Annotated in this window: 14 protein-coding genes and 1 pseudogene; 6 read left to right on the top strand and 9 right to left on the bottom strand. The window is 71.7% G+C overall.

Annotation, left to right across the window (positions count from 1 at the left end; all coding sequences use genetic code 11):
* Positions 1-13 precede the first annotated feature (13 nt).
* The gene (locus SCWH03_RS08455; protein WP_173263539.1) at positions 14-1,336 is read left to right on the top strand and encodes a hypothetical protein; all 1,323 of its coding nucleotides are present in this window, start codon (positions 14-16) and stop codon (positions 1,334-1,336) included.
* 113 nt (positions 1,337-1,449) lie between these two features.
* On the opposite strand, the pseudogene SCWH03_RS08450 reads toward SCWH03_RS08455, so the two are convergent.
* Positions 1,450-1,609 (bottom strand): annotated as a pseudogene (locus tag SCWH03_RS08450) (YceI family protein); the annotation flags it as partial.
* Positions 1,610-2,486: 877 nt separating this feature from the next.
* Between SCWH03_RS08450 and SCWH03_RS08445 the strand changes: the two are divergent.
* Positions 2,487-4,070 carry an acyl-CoA carboxylase subunit beta gene (locus tag SCWH03_RS08445; protein ID WP_173263538.1) on the top strand — a complete coding sequence of 528 codons (1,584 nt, stop codon included), beginning with the start codon at positions 2,487-2,489 and terminating at the stop codon, positions 4,068-4,070.
* A gap of 21 nt (positions 4,071-4,091) precedes the next feature.
* Complete coding sequence (locus SCWH03_RS08440) at positions 4,092-4,295, top strand: acyl-CoA carboxylase epsilon subunit (protein ID WP_173263537.1); 204 nt, start codon at positions 4,092-4,094, stop codon at positions 4,293-4,295.
* A 363-nt stretch (positions 4,296-4,658) separates the two neighbouring features.
* Here SCWH03_RS08440 and SCWH03_RS08435 read toward each other — a convergent pair whose 3' ends face one another.
* The 8 genes from SCWH03_RS08435 to SCWH03_RS08400 form a co-directional block, all read right to left on the bottom strand.
* A complete protein-coding gene (locus SCWH03_RS08435) occupies positions 4,659-5,240 on the bottom strand; it encodes a GTP-binding protein (protein ID WP_026165101.1) in 582 nt (193 codons plus the stop codon).
* Entirely contained in the window at positions 5,221-5,790 is a 570-nt protein-coding gene (locus SCWH03_RS08430) for a DUF742 domain-containing protein (protein WP_173263536.1), read from the bottom strand. The genes SCWH03_RS08435 and SCWH03_RS08430 overlap by 20 nt, the downstream gene beginning before the upstream one ends.
* A gap of 96 nt (positions 5,791-5,886) precedes the next feature.
* Positions 5,887-6,300, bottom strand: a complete 414-nt coding sequence (locus SCWH03_RS08425; protein ID WP_173263535.1) for a roadblock/LC7 domain-containing protein — start codon at positions 6,298-6,300, stop codon at positions 5,887-5,889.
* A 10-nt stretch (positions 6,301-6,310) separates the two neighbouring features.
* On the bottom strand, positions 6,311-9,694 hold the full coding sequence (locus SCWH03_RS08420) for a sensor histidine kinase (RefSeq protein WP_173263534.1): 3,384 nt from the start codon (positions 9,692-9,694) through the stop codon (positions 6,311-6,313).
* A gap of 336 nt (positions 9,695-10,030) precedes the next feature.
* Entirely contained in the window at positions 10,031-10,612 is a 582-nt protein-coding gene (locus SCWH03_RS08415) for a GTP-binding protein (RefSeq protein WP_026282171.1), read from the bottom strand.
* Positions 10,593-11,000, bottom strand: coding sequence for a DUF742 domain-containing protein (locus SCWH03_RS08410; protein ID WP_026165243.1), 408 nt, complete (start codon positions 10,998-11,000; stop codon positions 10,593-10,595). Before SCWH03_RS08410 ends, SCWH03_RS08415 begins: the two co-directional genes overlap by 20 nt.
* Positions 11,001-11,141: 141 nt before the next feature.
* On the bottom strand, positions 11,142-11,555 hold the full coding sequence (locus tag SCWH03_RS08405; RefSeq protein WP_173263768.1) for a roadblock/LC7 domain-containing protein: 414 nt from the start codon (positions 11,553-11,555) through the stop codon (positions 11,142-11,144).
* A gap of 9 nt (positions 11,556-11,564) precedes the next feature.
* Positions 11,565-14,996 (bottom strand): nitrate- and nitrite sensing domain-containing protein, encoded by a 3,432-nt coding sequence (locus SCWH03_RS08400; protein WP_173263533.1) that lies wholly within the window; start codon positions 14,994-14,996, stop codon positions 11,565-11,567.
* 566 nt (positions 14,997-15,562) lie between these two features.
* On the opposite strand from SCWH03_RS08400, the gene SCWH03_RS08395 reads away from it, so the two are divergent.
* The 3 genes from SCWH03_RS08395 to gltX all read left to right on the top strand — a co-directional run bounded on the left by SCWH03_RS08395 (position 15,563) and on the right by gltX (position 18,116).
* The gene (locus SCWH03_RS08395) at positions 15,563-15,733 is read left to right on the top strand and encodes a hypothetical protein (protein ID WP_173263532.1); all 171 of its coding nucleotides are present in this window, start codon (positions 15,563-15,565) and stop codon (positions 15,731-15,733) included.
* An 81-nt stretch (positions 15,734-15,814) separates the two neighbouring features.
* Entirely contained in the window at positions 15,815-16,609 is a 795-nt protein-coding gene (locus SCWH03_RS08390; RefSeq protein WP_173263531.1) for a fumarylacetoacetate hydrolase family protein, read from the top strand.
* A complete protein-coding gene (gene gltX / locus SCWH03_RS08385) occupies positions 16,602-18,116 on the top strand; it encodes a glutamate--tRNA ligase (RefSeq protein WP_173263530.1) in 1,515 nt (504 codons plus the stop codon). Before SCWH03_RS08390 ends, gltX begins: the two co-directional genes overlap by 8 nt.
* Positions 18,117-18,171 lie beyond the last annotated feature (55 nt).

The following is an 18,171-nucleotide window of genomic DNA, read 5'->3' as shown; positions in this document are numbered from 1 at the left end:
TAGGTTCGATGGTATGAGGACCAGGCCGTTTGCCCTGCTTTCCGCCCTTGCCGGGTTGGTGCTTCTGCTGCTCGCGCTCGCGCCGGGCGCGAGCGCCCGGGACACGGGCGTCTCCGACGCGGCCGCCGCACTGAAGCAGGGCCCGGTCTATGTGGACCCCGCGGCCCGTGCCCAGCTGTCCCAGGCCGACGAGGAGGCCCTCGAGGAGCGGATCGTGAGCGCGGACAAGCCCGTGTTCGTCGCCGTCCTGCCCGAGAGTGCGCAGTTCCCCGCGGACAGTGTGCTGCGCGATCTCCGTACCGCCACCGGAATCACGGGGCTGTACGCCATCCGCCTCGGCGACCGGTTCGACGCGGGCGCCGACGGCACCGTGATGCCCCGGGACGCGGTGCGCACCATCGTCTCCGGGGTGAACACCCCGGGCGGGGACGCCGCCACACAGCTCGGCAACTTCGTCGACCAGGCACTTCCGACCGTCCGCGGCAGCGCACCGGCGTCCTGGAGCGAAGGGGCCGGCCCCACGGGCGCCGGCACGGCTTCGCTGATCGCCGTCGGCACCGTGCTCGTCGCGGGTGGGGCGGGCGCCTACGCCGTGGTCCGCCGCAACCGCCGCCGCAGGGCCGAGGAGGAGCGGGCCGCGCTGGAGAAGCTGAGGGTCGTCGTCGACGAGGACATCACCGCCTACGGCGAGGAACTGGACAGGCTGGACTTCCACCCGTCCGAGCCGGGCGCCGACGACGCGATGCGCACCGACTACGAACGCGCCCTGGACTCCTACGAGGAGGCCAAGTCCGCGATGGCCGCCGCGGAGCACCCCCATGACGTGCGCGCCGTCACCGGAGCGCTGGAGGAGGGCCGCTTCGCGCTGGCGGTGCTGGCAGCGCGCAGGGCGGGCGCCCCGCTGCCGGAGCGCCGCGCTCCGTGCTTCTTCGACCCGCGCCACGGCCCGTCCACGACCGATATGAACTGGACCCCGGCGGCCGGCGCCCCCCGCGAGGTGCCCGTGTGCGCCGCCGACGCGGCCCGTCTCCAGGACGGCCGGGACCCCATGACCAGGACCGTGGAGACCGAGTCCGGCCGCCGCCCCTACTGGGAGGCCGGACCCGCCTACGGCCCCTGGGCGGGCGGCTACTTCGGCGGCGCGCTGCTGCCCGGACTGCTCGCCGGCACGCTGCTGGGCAGTGCCCTGTCCACCCCTGCGTACGGCGCCGAGTACGGTGGCGGCGACTTCTCCGGCGGCGACTTCTCCGGAGCCGACTTCAGCTCCTCCGACTTCGGCGGCGACTTCGGCGACTGGGGCTCCGGCGGCGGCTTCGACGCGGGCGGCGGTTTCTGAAGCGCACCGGGAAGCGGAACGTCGAGAGCGTCATCACCGAGAGCAGCCGCACCACCCGGGCCGAGGCGCGGCTGCGGGGCAGCAGCATCGGGGGAGGCTCCCGCCGCAGAGGGTCAGGCGGCTTGCTTGATCGCGGAGATGTCGAAGCTGAGCTTCACCTTGTCGCCGACCATGACACCACCGGTCTCCAGAGCCGCGTTCCAGGTCAGTCCCCAGTCGGAGCGCAGGATCCTCGGCGCTGCCCTCGAAGCCGACGCGCTCGTTGCCGTATGTCCGGTCGGGACCGCCGCCGCCCCGCCGCAGGTATCCCCTCGCGAGGTGCCGGCCGGGGCGGGATCCGGGTCCGCCGTCCGCGCCCCCGCGGGCGACGGACCGCTGCGGCCGGGGCCGGGGCCTTCCGCACCGCAGGCGCCCCACTGCTGCCGCCCCCGACACGCACCCCGACACGCACCCCGACACGCACCCCGCCACGCACCCCGCGCCCCCAGGCCCCGGGCCTCCGGGTCCGCGCACCCGAACCCGCCCCCTCCCTGACCCGGTGGCCCGCCCAGGGGACCGATCCGGTGAACTCGTCGTACGGATGCTTCCCGGGCTCCCGGGCTTCCCGGCCGGCGGCAGCCGCTCACGCACGCGGCCGGGCCCGGCTGGAGATCCCCGACAACGCGGAGGCCCTCCGGCCGTCCGCGCCCCAGCCGCCCGAACCGGCCGCGGCGAACCTCCGGCGGTGCGCCACGGCCGGTGTACTGGCCGTCATGTCCGCCGCGCCCGTGCCGCCGGGGGCCCTGACCAGGGCCCCCGGGCTTCGCGGCGGCGAAACCTGTTGGCTCGTGGCCCCGTTGGCGCGCCTGAGCGACCGTCCGGCCGCTTGTCCGGCGTACCGGCCCCCGGCCCCCGGCGCCGCGGCCCGGGGAGGCGTGGGCCCCTCCCCGCTCCGGGCCGCACGCGGCTCAGGGGGCATCGGCTGCCGTGCATGGCCCTGGGGTCGCCATCGAAGGACGTCATTGTGGGACTGCCACAAATCCCCGGAGCGTTCAACTAGTAGTTCACCTGTGGTGCGAAATGGTTCTGTGTGGGGCTGACAGCAGAACGGGCGTGAGACTGTACGGAGTCAACGGCGTGATTTTCCCGGTCGGCTCCGTAGGGTTCGTACATGACCGTTTTGGACGAGACCGCGGGAGAGCCGACCGACGCGCGGGGGCGTGTGGCCGAGCTGCACGACCTTCGTGAGCAGGCGCGGCGCGGCCCCAGCGACCGGGCCACCGAGGCGCAGCACGCCAAGGGCAAGCTGACCGCGAGGGAGCGCATCGAGCTGCTGCTGGACGCGGGATCGTTCCGAGAGGTCGAGCAGCTCCGGCGGCACCGTGCCTCGGGCTTCGGGCTGGAGTCGAAGAAGCCCTACACCGACGGTGTGATCACCGGCTGGGGCACCGTCGAGGGCCGCACGGTCTTCGTCTACGCGCACGACTTCCGGATCTTCGGCGGTGCGCTGGGCGAGGCGCACGCCACGAAGATCCACAAGATCATGGACATGGCGATCGCGGCCGGTGCGCCACTGGTCTCGCTGAACGACGGCGCAGGCGCCCGTATCCAGGAGGGCGTCTCCGCCCTCGCCGGCTACGGCGGCATCTTCCAGCGCAACACCAGGGCCTCGGGCGTCATCCCGCAGATCAGCGTCATGCTCGGCCCGTGCGCGGGCGGCGCGGCCTATTCGCCCGCGCTGACCGACTTCGTGTTCATGGTCCGTGAGACCTCGCAGATGTTCATCACCGGCCCGGACGTGGTCAAGGCGGTCACCGGCGAGGACATCACCCAGAACGGCCTCGGCGGTGCCGATGTGCATGCCGAGACCAGCGGCGTGGCGCACTTCGCGTACGACGACGAGGAGACCTGCATCGCGGAGGTGCGCTACCTGCTGTCGATGCTCCCGCAGAACAACCGGGAGAACCCGCCGCAGGTGCCGAGCGAGGACCCGGCGGACCGCCGCTCCGACGTCCTGCTGGACCTGGTGCCGGCCGACGGCAACCGCCCCTACGACATGCACAAGGTCATCGAGGAGGTCGTCGACGACGGCGACTACCTGGAGATCCACGAGCGCTGGGCGCGCAACATCATCTGCGCCCTCGGCCGACTGGACGGCCAGGTCGTCGGGATCGTCGCCAACCAGCCGCAGTCGCTGGCCGGTGTGCTCGACATCGAGGCGAGCGAGAAGGCCGCGCGCTTCGTCCAGATGTGCGACGCCTTCAACATCCCGATCGTCACACTGCTGGATGTTCCGGGCTTCCTGCCCGGAGTCGACCAGGAGCACGGCGGCATCATCCGCCACGGTGCGAAGCTCCTCTACGCCTACTGCAACGCGACCGTGCCCCGGATCTCGCTGATCCTGCGCAAGGCCTACGGCGGCGCGTACATCGTCATGGACTCCCAGTCCATCGGCGCCGACCTCACCTACGCATGGCCCACCAACGAGATCGCCGTGATGGGCGCGGAGGGCGCGGCCAACGTGATCTTCCGGCGCCAGATCGCCGGCGCCGAGGACCCCGACGCGATGCGCGCCCGCATGGTCAAGGAGTACAAGGCCGAGCTGATGCATCCCTACTACGCGGCGGAGCGCGGACTGGTCGACGACGTCATCGACCCGGCCGAGACCCGCGAGGTGCTGATCCGCTCCCTCGCGATGCTCCGCACGAAGCACGCCGACCTGCCGTCCCGCAAGCACGGCAATCCCCCGCAGTAACCCACGAGGAGAGTGCTGCAGATGACCACTCCTGCCGAATCCCTGCTCCGCGTCGAGAGGGGACACGCCGGCCCCGAGGAACTCGCCGCCCTCACGGCCGTTCTCCTCGCCCGCGCCGCGTCCCGGTCGCAGACCGCGCCGGCCACCCGAGGCCGCAGCACTGCGGGATGGCGCCGCCTGGAGCGCCAGTCCGGCTTCCGCGCGCCGCACTCCTGGCAGGGCTGACGCCCGCTTCTTCCGGGCGCCGCCCGGCGCGCCGGAAGAAGCGGACGGCATGCGGCGACGGCCCCTGCGGTGATGCCCTCGCGACGACGGCCCCTGCGACGACGGCCTGCACGACCCGTTCGGGGTCGCGCAGGCCGTCGCCGTGTTCGGTGCCTGCCGCCATCGGCCCGCCCGCCAGCCGTGCGCACGGGCGCACTGCTCGTGTGCGCCCGGCGTCCGGCCGCTCACAGCAGTCCACCCCGCCGGACGGGGGCCCAGCGGAGCGGATCGACCGACGGCATCGGGAGGGACCGACAGGGCCCCCGCCCCGCTGGGCCTTGCTCCGTCCGCGCCCTGCGCGCCCGTGGCGGACCGCGCGACGGCCTACCGAAGGCGGGCCATGAGTGCGTGTTCGACGAGGGTGATGAGGGCGCTTTTGGCGTCGGCGCGGTGGCGGGCGTCGGTGGTGATGATGGGTGCGTCGGGTCCGATCTGGAGGGCTTCGCGGACTTCGTCGGGGGTGTAGGGCTGGTGTCCGTCGAAGCCGTTGAGGGCGATGACGAAGGGGAGGCCGCTGTTCTCGAAGTAGTCGACGGCGGGGAAGCAGTCGGCGAGTCTGCGGGTGTCGACGAGGACGACGGCGCCGATGGCGCCGCGGACGAGGTCGTCCCACATGAACCAGAAGCGGTCCTGTCCGGGGGTGCCGAACAGGTAGAGGATGAGGTCCTGGTCGAGTGTGATGCGGCCGAAGTCCATGGCCACGGTGGTGGTGGTCTTGTCGCCGGTGTGGGTGAGGTCGTCGATGCCGGCCGATGCGGATGTCATGACGGCCTCGGTGCGCAGCGGGTTGATCTCCGAGACGGCGCCGACGAACGTGGTCTTGCCCACGCCGAAGCCACCCGCCACCACGATCTTCGCACTGGTGGTTGAGCGGGCAGCACCGCCGCTAGAGCTTGCGAAGTCCACTGAGCACCCTTTCGAGCAGTGTCACGTCTGGCTGGCCGCCGGCGGTCTCGTCGCCGCCGGGCTGGTGGATGGCGACGAGTCCGGCCTCGGCCAGGTCGGCTACGAGGATCCGGGCGACGCCGAGGGGGAGGGAAAGCAGTGCCGAGATCTCGGCCACGGACTTGATCTCGAAACACAGTCGGCAGATCCGCTGGTGCTCGGGCAACTGCCCGTGCAGCCGGGCGGGATCGGCCGTGGTGCTGACCAGTGCCTCGAGGGCGAGCTGGTAGCGCGGCCGGGTCCGGCCGCCGGTCATCGCGTACGGGCGCACCAGCGGGTTGCTGCCGCCTGATGCGGCGGCGGGCTCCGGCGCCCGGTGGGGGGCCGCCGGACGGCTCCGGGGCTCCTTCGGCTGGTGGTAGGACGGGTCGTACGGCTGCTGCGGCCGCCGGTAGGGCTGGGGACCACCGCCCCTGCTCGGCGAAGAGGGGAAGTTGAAGCGGTTCTGAGCGTGCTCACCCGGAGACTGCCGGGCCCCGTCGTATGAGTGTCCGCCTGGGGGTGTTGCCACGATTCCTCCTCCGAGTGCCGTGAGCCGGTCCATGTCCCTGTGGAGCCGCGCCACCGCACCCTATGGCGCGGTGGCGGCGTACGCACCGCCCTTCGGCTAGTTGAGAAGACTTCCCTGGAGTTCGGCGCGCAGGTCCGGGGTGAGGACGGTGCCGGCGCGGTCGACCAGGAGGGCCATCTCGTAGCCCACGAGGCCGATGTCCGCGTCCGGGTGGGCGAGTACGGCCAGTGAGGAGCCGTCGGAGATGGACATGATGAAGAGGAAGCCGCGCTCCATCTCCACGACGGTCTGGTTGACCGCGCCGCCTTCGAAGATCCGGGACGCTCCCGCGGTCAGCGAGGTCAGTCCGGACGCCACCGCCGCCAGCTGGTCGGCGCGGTCGCGCGGAAACCCCTCGGACATCGCCAGCAGGAGTCCGTCGGCGGAGACCACCACGGTGTGGGACACCCCGGGGGTGTGGTCCACGAAATTGGTGATCAACCAGTTCAGATTCTGCGCCGCCTGGCTCATCGGGCTCACACTAACGCTCCTGGTGGTAGGTACTGCCCGGGCCGAAGCCCGATCCGTTCGTGTCCGTTCCCGCGCTGCGTCCCTGCTGGACACCGCGCCGCAGGTTGCTCAACCTGCCGCGTACGTCCTCAGGGGCGCGGGACACCTGAGGGCCGCTCTGCGGCGTCTGCTCCGCCGTGCCCTCGATCAGATTGGCCTGGGGAACCCGGCGGGGAAGCCCTGACGAGGTGACTCCGCCGGCCGCCGGCCTGCGGAGCTTCTCGGCCCGCTGCCAGCGCTCGTCGTTCTTCGCCCGCCCCTCGTCGTCGGAGCCGTCGGCCGCCGTGCCTCCGGCCCGGGTCGGCTGGGGCGTCTGCCCCGCCTGTCCCCCCGTCCCGCCCCCGCCGGCGGGGGCGGACTGCCACTGCGCTTCCTGCTGCGCCTCGTGCTGCGCCGACTGGCCTGGCCGGCCGCTGCCGCGGCGCGGCAGACCGGCGTCGGTCAGCTGGTGGCCGGAACCGCTGGCAGGACCCGGACGTTCGAAGCCTACGCGCTCCGCGCCGTTCACGGGAGCGGGGGGAGCAGATTCCGCATCCGCCCGGTACTCCGGGTCGTACGCACCCTGGTACGTGTTCCGGGCCGCCCACTCCTCCTGGCCGGACCGGGAGGCGTAGCCGTCGCCGTAGCCCGGTGCGGAGCCCTGCGGGCCATCGTGGGAGGCTTCCGGGTAGGTCTGCTCCCGGTGCTCCGGGTAGCCGCCGGAAACCTGGAACTCGCCGGTGCTCTGGTAGCCGTTGGCGTCCTGGGCGTCGCTGCCGTGGCCGTTCCGGTCGTAGCCGCCGGGCTCGTAGCCGACGGAGCCGTACCCGTCCCGGTCGTACCCGTCCCTGTCGTACCCGTTCTGGTCGTACGCGGGCTGCTGCTCCGGTGCGTAGCCCTGCTCGTACCGCTCCTCGGTGCGGCTCGGCTGATCGGCGTAGCCCTGCTCGTGCTCGTGCTCGCCGTGGAACGGCGGGTGGTCGCCCTCTGCCTCCCCCGCCAGTGCCGCACGCCGTTCCCCGCGCGTCAGCGAGCGGTTGCCCGGGTCCAGCGGACGGGGGCCGGCCGGCTGCTCCTCGTAGCGGGAGTCGTCGAATCCGAGCTCGGCGGCGGTGAGCACCGGAGCGGCGTCGAAGGACGCCTGCGCCGGGATCATCTGGGAGACCGTGAAGTCGTCCCCCGGGACCTCCTCGTCGCCGTCGCCGCCACCGCGGGTGATCGCCTCCGGGAGCATCACCAGCGACGTCGTACCGGCCTGCTCGCCCGAGGGGCGCAGCTGTACGCGGATGCCGTGGCGGTCGGACAGCCGGCCCACCACGAAGAGGCCCATGCGCTGCGAGACGGCGGCGTCCACCGTCGGCGGGTTGGCCAGCCGGTGGTTGATGTCGGCGAAGTCCTCGGCGGTCAGGCCGATGCCCTTGTCATGGATCTCGACCATGACCCGGCCGTCGGGCAGCCGGGTCGCGGTGACGCGGACCTTCGTCTGCGGGGAGGAGAACGTCGTGGCGTTCTCCAGCAGCTCGGCGAGGAGGTGCACGAGGTCGCTCACGGCCCGGCCGTGGATCTCGGTCTCCGGGACGCCGGCGAGTTCGATGCGCTCATAGGACTCCACCTCGGAGGAGGCGGCCCGGAGCACGTCCACCAGCGGCACCGGCTGGTTCCAGCGGCGGCCGGGCTCCTCGCCGGCGAGGACCAGGAGGTTCTCGCCGTTGCGGCGCATCCGGGTCGCCAGATGGTCCAGTTTGAAGAGGTTCTCCAGCTGGTCCGGGTCGGCCTCGTTGTTCTCCAGATCGGTGATCAGGGCCAGCTGCCCCTCGATCAGGGACTGGTTGCGGCGCGACAGGTTGGTGAAGATGGCGTTGACGTTCCCGCGGAGCATGGCCTGCTCGGCGGCGAGCCGCACGGCCTCCCGGTGGACCTGGTCGAAGGCGCGGGCGACCTCGCCGATCTCGTCCTGGCTGTCGATCGGGATCGGCTGCACACGGGTGTCCACCCGGCCCGGCTCGTTGCGCGAGAGCTGGTCGACGAGCATCGGCAGGCGCTGCTCGGCGATGCCGAAGGCCGCCGTGCGCAACCGGTGCATCGAGCGGCTCATCTGACGGGCCACCATGCCGGCCAGGACGAACGCGGTGAGCAGCGCGATGACGACGATCAGACCGTTGACAAAGGCGTCGGTCCTGGCCTCGCCGGAGATCCGTGCGGCCTCGGCCACGGCCCTGTCGACGAGTTCCTTCTCGACCTCGCTGTAGCCCTCGAACTTGGCCGTGGCGGCGGGCATCCAGACATCCGTGGTGACGCCGATCTCCGCGAGCTCGTCCGGGCCGGCGCCGGTGCTGATCGCACCGACCATGCCGCCGAGGACGGAACCGTCCTCGTCCTTGGGCGGGGACGGGATGTCCCGTCCCGAGGCGGCCGCGGCGGTGGCCGCGGCCGCGAGCGCCTTCCGGCCCTCCTCCGCCTTCTCGGCCAGGACCTCCTGCAGCCTGTCCACGTCGGCCTGGGTTCCCGCGGACTGGTACTCGCCGAGAGCGATGGCCTCGAGGTAGGCATAGGAGCTGAAGGCGATGGTCTGACCGGCCCTGATGTCCTGCTTCTCGCTCGGGCGGACGAGCAGCTCCATGCCGATGGAGCGCTGGAGCGACTCGGCGGCCTTGGCCAGCTGGATCGCGTACACCATCCGGCCGTAGCTGGTGACGTTGCCGGTGCCGAGGCCGAGTTCGTTGGCGAACTCCATCAGGTAGTGCTGGACGCCGACGTAGCTCTCCTGGGTGGCGACCGGGCCCCGCAGATCGTCCGACGGGTCGTCGGGGTCGTCGCCCTCGGACTTAGACGCCGTCTCGAACTGGGACGTGTAGGCGACCTCGCGCAGCTCCTGGAGGCCGGGTTCCGCGGCACGGAAGAGGTTCAGGCGCCGCTGGAGGCCCTCCTTCTGCGGCATGTCCTGGACGGCCTCGTCGAACTTCCGCTTGGCGGCGTCCGTGGCGGCTCGCGCCTCACTGACGACCCTGCTGTCCCTGTCCCCCTTCAGCAGGGGCTCCGCGGTGAGGTCGCGCTCGTTGAGGAGGGCCTGGCCGTACTCCGACGCGGCGCGGACGATGAGCGCCGTTCGCTCGGCGTCCTGGGCCTCGGTCCAGGTGTCGATCGACCCCTTCACCTGGAAGCCGCCCATGACGAGGCCGACGAGTACGGGTATGAGGAGGATCGCGTTCAGCCGGGTCGGCACACGCCAGTTGCGCGGCGACAGCCTGCTGGAGCTGCCGCCGGTGGCGGTGGGCTCCGCGGGCCGGGCATCCGCGGGCGGCGCCGCTGCGCGCAGGGGCGGGGTGAAGTTGCCCCGCGACTGCTGCTCCGCGGAGCTCGTCTTGCTTCGCCTCACTCGACCAACAACCTCTCGGCGTCGGCACCTACGTTGTGCCGATTATTGTTCAGGGCCGTACTACTCATGAGTTCGTTGATTTCAGCACGCCCGGGGGGTCGGCTCCAAACAGCGGGAGCCGGCCGGACCGAGTTCGTGGGACCGGAGATAAAAGGGGCATAAACAGCGAGCCCCGGCAAAAATCGGGGCTTGTATGAGCACAGCGGTACCAGCCGGATGCGTCGGGTGTCCAAGTCCTCCGAATTCTCTGTCGAAACGTTATGAACATGGAGGCGGGCCGTGTCGAAAGACACGGCCCGCCCCGCAAGGTCCCCGGCAACTGCCTTGCGGACGCCTCTACTTGAGGCGGGCCATGAGTGCGTGTTCGACGAGGGTGATGAGGGCGCTTTTGGCGTCGGCGCGGTGGCGGGCGTCGGTGGTGATGATGGGTGCGTCGGGTCCGATCTGGAGGGCTTCGCGGACTTCGTCGGGGGTGTAGGGCTGGTGTCCGTCGAAGCCGTTGAGGGCGATGACGAAGGGGAGGCCGCTGTTCTCGAAGTAGTCGACGGCGGGGAAGCAGTCGGCGAGTCTGCGGGTGTCGACGAGGACGACGGCGCCGATGGCGCCGCGGACGAGGTCGTCCCACATGAACCAGAAGCGGTCCTGTCCGGGGGTGCCGAACAGGTAGAGGATGAGGTCCTGGTCGAGTGTGATGCGGCCGAAGTCCATGGCCACGGTGGTGGTGGTCTTGTCGCCGGTGTGGGTGAGGTCGTCGATGCCGGCCGATGCGGATGTCATGACGGCCTCGGTGCGCAGCGGGTTGATCTCCGAGACGGCGCCGACGAACGTGGTCTTGCCCACGCCGAAGCCACCCGCCACCACGATCTTCGCACTGGTGGTTGAGCGGGCAGCACCGCCGCTAGAGCTTGCGAAGTCCACTGAGCACCCTTTCGAGCAGTGTCACGTCCGGCGTGCCGCCGGCCTCTCCGTTACCCGGCTGGTGGATCGCCACCATGCCGGCCTCCGCCAGGTCCGCCACCAGGATCCGCGCCACACCCAGAGGCATCGACAGCAGCGCCGACACCTCGGCCACGGACTTGACCTCCCGGCAGAGATGGCAGATCCGCTGATGCTCGGGCAGCAGCGTCGACAGGTGCGCCGGGTCGGCCGTGGTGCTGACCAGTGCCTCGATGGCGAGCTGGTAGCGCGGCCGGGTCCGGCCGCCGGTCATCGCGTACGGGCGCACCAGCGGCTGGTCGCCTTCATGGCCGTAGTCGGTGTCCATGGGGACACCGTACGGATCGTGAGAGGCGGGGGGCGGGGTCATGAGTCCTCCGGGCGTGACAGCAAGTGGTCGGCTGCCGTCTGACTGGGCCGGTGGGGGGCAGGGCGGGGCGGCCGGACGGTGAGTGGTCGGATGAGGGGGTGCCTGGGCTGTCCCCCGCGGACGGCGGGCTCGCCGTGGTTCCTAGTGGAGAAGGCTCCCCTGGAGTTCGGCGCGCAGGTCCGGGGTGAGGACGGTGCCGGCGCGGTCGACCAGGAGGGCCATCTCGTAGCCCACGAGGCCGATGTCCGCGTCCGGGTGGGCGAGTACGGCCAGTGAGGAGCCGTCGGAGATGGACATGATGAAGAGGAAGCCGCGCTCCATCTCCACGACGGTCTGGTTGACCGCGCCGCCTTCGAAGATCCGGGACGCTCCCGCGGTCAGCGAGGTCAGTCCGGACGCCACCGCCGCCAGCTGGTCGGCGCGGTCGCGCGGAAACCCCTCGGACATCGCCAGCAGGAGTCCGTCGGCGGAGACCACCACGGTGTGGGACACCCCGGGGGTGTGGTCCACGAAATTGGTGATCAACCAGTTCAGATTCTGCGCCGCCTGGCTCATCGGGCTCAACTAACGCTCCTGCTGGTGAGTGGGGCCGACGTTGAAGCTGCCGGTGTTTCCGGAACCGCCCGCCTGACGGCCCTGCTGGATGCCCCGACGGAGATTGGTCAGGCGGCCCCGCACGTCGTCCGGCGCGCGGGACACCTGCGGTCCGCTCTGGCGGGGCTGCTCCTGCGCGGTTCCCGGCACGAGGTTGGCGCGCGGTACCCGCCGGGGCAGACCCGAGGTGGTGACTCCGCCGGCCGCGGGCTTGCGGACCCGTTCGGCCTGGCGCACCAGCTCGTCGTTGGACGAGGTCCGCCAGGAGGCGGCGCCCGCGTCGGTCCGGTCGTCCTGGCCCGACGGGCCCCGGTCGGCCGGCGGGCCCAGCGGGTCCGGGAGCCCGGCCGGCGGTGACTGCTCGGGCGCGGCCGGGGTCCCGGCGGTCCCGTTCGCCCCGCCGCCCTGGTTCTGGTGGAACCAGTTCGTCTCCAGCGTGTCGTACAGCGGCGTACGGCCGTCGCCGGGGCCGGACGCGGGCGGCAGCGCCTCCGGTTGCGGCTGTGCGGGCAGGCTTCCCACGGTCGGACGCGGTGCGCCGAAATCCGCACCGCCCCGGCGTGGACGCGGGTCTTCGGGCCGGCTCCCGCCCGCCGCGGGCGGACGCGGGGCGCTGAAGTCGGGACGGGCGAACTGCTCGGTGGCCGCCGGGTCCTGGGCAGGGGAGCGGCCCTGGTGACCGTCGCCGCCGGTGGCACCGAGCGCGGGGAACCGGCCGGTGGACTCGGGGTCGTCGTGGCCCCGCGGCGCGTCCTGGGCGGAACGCGACTGCTCCCCGCCCCATCCGGCGGACTGCGGGCGCTGCTGCCGGCTGTCGCTTCCGGGCAGTTCGGCCACCGGAACGCCGCCGGGCGCCGGGCGAGAGTCGCGGCCCCGATCGCCCGGGCCCGGGTCCCGCGGGCCCGGTCCGGCCGTCCGGCCGCGGCCGGAGTCCGAGCCGAACGCCGAGAACGCGCCCGTGGAGGCGTTCGAGGAAGAGCCGCCCTGCCGTGCGAAGTCCTGTCCGGCGAAGTCCTGCGGCGCGCGGCCCTGGGCGGGACCGCCCTGCTGCGGGCCGCCGTCCCGACCGGGAAGCGCCGCACGGGGACCCGACCCGGCGCCGACCTGTCCGCGCTCTCCGCCCGGGGCGGGCGGGCCCCCCTGGTTGGTCTGGCCGGCCTGGGAACCGCTGCCGAGGCCGGGGCGCCCACCGTCGTCGAGGGCCTGCGACATGCCGTTCGGCCCGCCCGCACCGGGCGTGCCCGGCGGCCTCTTGCCGCCGTGGGCGACATCGACGGGGAGCATGACCAGCGCGGTCGTGCCTCCGGAGTCGGAGGGACGGAGCTGGATGCGGATGCCGTGCCGCAGGGACAGACGGCCGACCACGAACAGACCCATGCGGCGGGAGACCGAGACGTCCACGGTCGGCGGCGAAGCCAGCCGCTCGTTGATCGCGGCGAGGTCCTCCGGGGAGAGGCCGATACCGGTGTCGTGGATCTCGACCAGCACCCGGCCGTCGGGCAGCGCGTGACCGGTCACGCGCACCTTGGTCTGCGGCGAGGAGAACGACGTCGCGTTCTCCAGCAGTTCGGCGAGGAGGTGCACGAGGTCGTTGACGACACGGCCCGCGACGTCGGTCGCAGGTACGTTGGCCAGCTCGATGCGCTCGTACTGCTCCACCTCGGAGGCGGCGGCCCGGAGCACGTCGACCAGGGGGACGGGTCTGGTCCAGCGGCGGCCCGGCTCCTCGCCCGCGAGGACGAGGAGGTTCTCGCCGTTGCGGCGCATACGGGTCGCCAGGTGGTCCAGCTTGAAGAGGGAGGAGAGCTGGTCCGGGTCGGCCTCGCGGGACTCCAGCTCGGAGATCAGCGACAGCTGACGCTGGATGAGACCCTGCGAACGGCGCGACAGGTTGGTGAACATCGCGTTGACGTTGCCGCGCAGGAGGGCCTGCTCGGCGGCGAGGCGCACCGCCTCGCGGTGCACGTCGTCGAAGGCCGCGGCCACCTTTCCGATCTCGTCCCGGGAGTGCACGCCCACGGACTCGACCGTGGTGTCCACGTCCTGCGGGTCGGCCTCGGAGAGCTGCTTGACCAGTTCGGGCAGGCGCTCCTGGGCGACTCTGGTGGCGGTGTCCTGCAGCCGCCGCAGCGAGCGGATCATGGACCGGGCGACGACGAACGCGCCGACCAGCGACACCCCGAGCACCAGCAGGATGAGCGCGCCGTTGATGATGGCGTCCTGCTGCGACTCCTGCTTGAGCTCGCGGGCCTTGCTCTCCATCTCACCGAGAAGCGTCTTCTCGATGGTGTTCATCGCGTCGATCTTGGTGTCGGCCTGGTCCGTCCAGTCCTTGTAGCCGCGGCGCTCGGCGCCGGCGAGACCGCTGGGGCGGCTGAGGACGCGGTCGGCGTACGCGTTCGCCTCCTCGATCTCGGAGTTGCCCTCCACCAGAGGGGCGGTCAGCTCCTCGGCGTCGCCGCCGAGGGAGGCGTAGATGCGCTTGAACGCGGCGAGGGCCTGCTTCTCGTTCTCGGCGGCGTCGTCGCCGGTGAGGCGGTCGTTCTCGCTCATCTCGCCGGCGGTCTTGGCGTTGGCCGGGAGCGCGGCCGCGATGATCGCGCGCTGGATCGACGCGTACTCCTTGGCGGCGGAGAAGGCCGCCAGGGCACGGGTGCGCTTGATCATCTCAGGGTTGTTGGTGGCCTGGGCCATGTCCTGGGACAGCGTGAGCAGCGAGGTGATCAGCCGGTTGTACCGGTTGACCGTCTGCGTGGTCGAATCCTCGCCGTCGTAGGCGGTGCTGCGGATCTTGACGATCGTCGTCACCTGCTGGGCGATCTGGCCGACGTTGGCCTGGATGCTCTCCAGCGTGTCGTCGCCCGAGGTGTCGCCGATGGAGACGGCAGCGGCGAGGAAGGTCTCCCTGCGGCGGTCCGTCTCCCGGCGGGGCTGGGAGACTTCGAAGGCGTCGGCGCTGCCGTCGTTCGCCAGCGGACCGGCCGCGTGGTCGCGCTCCTCCTGGAGCGCCTCGGCGAGGGCCGTCGCCTCCCTGGTCAGCTTGGTGAGCAGCTGCATGTGGTCCAGCTGCTCCATGTCGTTCATCGACTCGTTGATCCGCAGACCGCCGAGGGTGGTCGCCGCGACGACGGGGAGCGCGAGCAGGGCGACCAGCCGGGTGCTGATGCGCCAGTTGCGCAGGGCGACCCGGGAGCCCGTGTCGGACGCGCCCTTGGCCGTGGGCCGGTCCGCGGATTCCGCGGTGGCCGGGGCCGCGCCGTGGCGCCCCCCGCGGTCGCCGCCGTCGCCGGCCGACCCCTGGCTCTGGGTGTGCTGGGGCGAGGGGCCGCGGTCACCCGCGCCGCGCGGCTCCTTCTCCGTGGCAGCTTCCCCCTGGCCCTTGCGGGCCTGGGGACGCCCCATGCCATCCCTCTTGAAACGTCCCTGCACTAGCGTCGCAACCTCTGGACCAGGCGTCCCCCGCGGTACGGCAGGACGGTGTCGGCGTCATAGGGGCGGTGGAGGCGCCCCCAAGGTGGTCGTGGACCGGCGCTTCCCCCCCCCCTTCTCCGCCGCCACTCGGCGCTGCGTTGCGCCCCCTGCGCGCCGGTCGTAACCCGCGGCGGTGCGTGGAATTCCAGCACAGTGCCGGATCTCCAACAAGGGCCGCGCACCGGCCCGCGACCCGGGTGACGGACGGTGAGCGCAATGTCACGAATCGTGGAAATCGATCGCGGAGGAATCGGTTGTTTGTTCACGAGTCACTTACGGGCGGGGGGTGTCCCAGTCGCGATGATCGGGAGCGGAATGACGTATTCGAGTCTGCGATGTCCGTTTCCGAATGAGCGTTCGGTTGCCCGGAATGACGGAATTACCCGCGACGTCGTGAGCAAACTCACACGTAGATCATTGGCTCTTCCGTGCTTTCGCAGGGAAATCGCTGCCTAGCCTGACGCTTTACAAGCACCGGCACACCGACTAGGCGAGTGATGAAGACGACGATCCGCAACATAGCCAACCCCCGCCGCACCACCCTGGCGCACCTCGACGACGCCGGAGAGCTGCAGCCCGAGGCACGGCCGGAACCGTCCCCCGCCCTCCCCGTCCGGACGGCCAACCCCCGCCGGACCACCCTGGTGGACGCCCCCGCGGCGTTCTGACCCGGCAGGACGGTCCCCTCCCGCGCGTTAGCCTGGAGCGTCAGACTCCGGCCAGCAGAAACAGAGGGGCGCGAGGCACCCGTGCGGATCGCCAGATTCTCCATCGACGGCAATGTCGCCTTCGGCGCGGTCGAGGGCGAGGGGACCGGCGATCCGGCCGGCCTCGTCCTCGACGTCATCAAGGGCATCCCCTACGGCGACTTCGAGCTCTCGGGCACGAAGATCCCGCTGGACAAGGTCAGGCTGCTGCCGCCCGTCCTCCCGAACAAGGTGGTGGCCATCGGCCGCAACTACGCGGAGCACGCAGCGGAACTCGGCAACGAGGTCCCCGAGGTGCCGGTCGCCTTCCTCAAGCCCACCACCTCGGTGATCGGCACCGGTGACGCGATCGAGTACCCGTCGTTCTCCGGCGAGGTCCACCACGAGGCCGAACTCGCCGTCGTGATCGGCCGGCTGTGCCGCGACGTCCCCCGCGACCGGGTCAAGGACGTCGTCCTCGGTTACACCTGCGCCAACGACGTCACCGCCCGCGACGCCCAGCGGCGCGAGCAGCAGTGGGCCCGGGCCAAGGGCTTCGACACGTCCTGCCCGCTCGGCCCCTGGGTGGAGACCGGCATCGACCTGGCCCGCGCCGGCGACCTCGCCATCCAGTGCACGGTCAACGGCGAGCAGCGCCAGCTGGGGCGCACCAGCGACATGGTCCGCTCCGTCGAGGACCTGGTCGTCCACATCACCGAGGCCATGACGCTGCTGCCCGGAGACGTCATCCTCACCGGTACCCCGGCCGGGGTCGGCCCCCTCAACGTCGGCGACGAGGTCGCCGTCACCATCGAAGGCATCGGCACTCTCACCAACAAGGTGATCAAGCGTGGCTAACGGACCCTCCCCCCTGCTCTCGGCTCCGCTCGGGCAGGGGGCACCCCCCCGCGTACGGTTCTGTCCCTCGCCGACCGGCAACCCCCATGTGGGTCTGGTCCGCACCGCCCTGTTCAACTGGGCCTTCGCCCGGCACAACCAGGGCACCATGGTCTTCCGTATCGAGGACACGGACGCGGCACGCGACTCCGAGGAGTCGTACGACCAGCTCCTCGACTCACTGCGCTGGCTGGGGCTCGACTGGGACGAGGGCCCCGGGGTCGGCGGGCCGCACGGGCCCTACCGCCAGTCGCAGCGCATGGACCTCTACCGGGACATCGCGGGGAAGCTGCTGGCCGGCGGCTACGCCTACCCCTGCTACTGCACCGTCACCGAGCTCGACGAGCGCCGCGAGGCCGCCCGCGCCGCCGGCCGGCCCTCCGGCTACGACGGCCACTGCCGCGACCTGCCCGGCGAGCGCAAGGCCGCCTACGAGCGCGAGGGCCGGGAGCCGGTCATCAGGTTCCGGATGCCCGACGAGCCGATCACCTTCACCGACCTGGTCCGCGGCGAACTCACCTTCACCCCGGACAACGTGCCGGACTACGGCATCGTCCGGGCCAACGGGGCGCCCCTCTACACCCTGGTCAACCCGGTCGACGACGCGCTGATGGACATCACCCACGTACTGCGCGGCGAGGACCTGCTCTCCTCCACCCCGCGCCAGATCGCGCTCTACGGGGCGCTGATCGAACTCGGCGTCGCCCACCGGATCCCCGCCTTCGGGCACCTGCCGTACGTCATGGGCGAGGGCAACAAGAAGCTCTCCAAGCGCGACCCGCAGTCGTCCCTCAACCTCTACCGGGAGCGCGGCTTCCTGCCGGAGGGCCTGCTCAACTACCTCTCCCTGCTCGGCTGGTCCTTCTCCGCGGACCAGGACGTGTTCTCCGTCGCCGAGATGGTCGGGAGGTTCGACATCGCGGACGTCAACGCCAACCCGGCCCGCTTCGACCTCAAAAAGGCCGAGGCCATCAACGCCGACCACATCCGCCGGCTGGACGTGAAGGCCTTCGCCGAGGCCTGCGAGCCATGGCTGCGGGCCCCGCACGCGAACTGGGAGCCCGAGGACTTCGACCGGTCGGCGTGGGAGGCCGTCGCCCCCTACGCGCAGACCCGGCTCACGGTCCTCTCCGACATCACCGCCAACGTCGACTTCCTCTTCCGCAAGGAGCCTGCCGAGGACGAGGCATCCTGGCAGAAGGCGATGAAGGAGGGGTCCGGCGCCCTGCTGCGCACGGCCCGCGGCACGCTCGCGGCCGCCGACTGGGCAAGCCCGGAGGCACTGAAGGAGGCGGTCCTGGCCGCGGGCGAGGAGCACGGCCTCAAGCTCGGCAAGGCCCAGGCCCCCGTAAGGGTCGCGGTCACCGGCCGCACCGTGGGCCTGCCGCTCTTCGAGTCGCTGCAGATCCTGGGCCGGGAGAAGTCGCTGGCGCGGATCGACGCGGCGCTGGAGAAGCTCGGGGCGTAGCCCGTCACCGCGCATACCCGGCGGCGGTCACCCGGCGCGGCCACCCGCCGCCGCC

The sequence above is a fragment of the Streptomyces pacificus genome, from assembly GCF_011766325.1.
GTDB classification, from domain to species: domain Bacteria; phylum Actinomycetota; class Actinomycetes; order Streptomycetales; family Streptomycetaceae; genus Streptomyces; species Streptomyces pacificus.
This window is presented reverse-complemented; position numbering and strand designations above follow the sequence as displayed.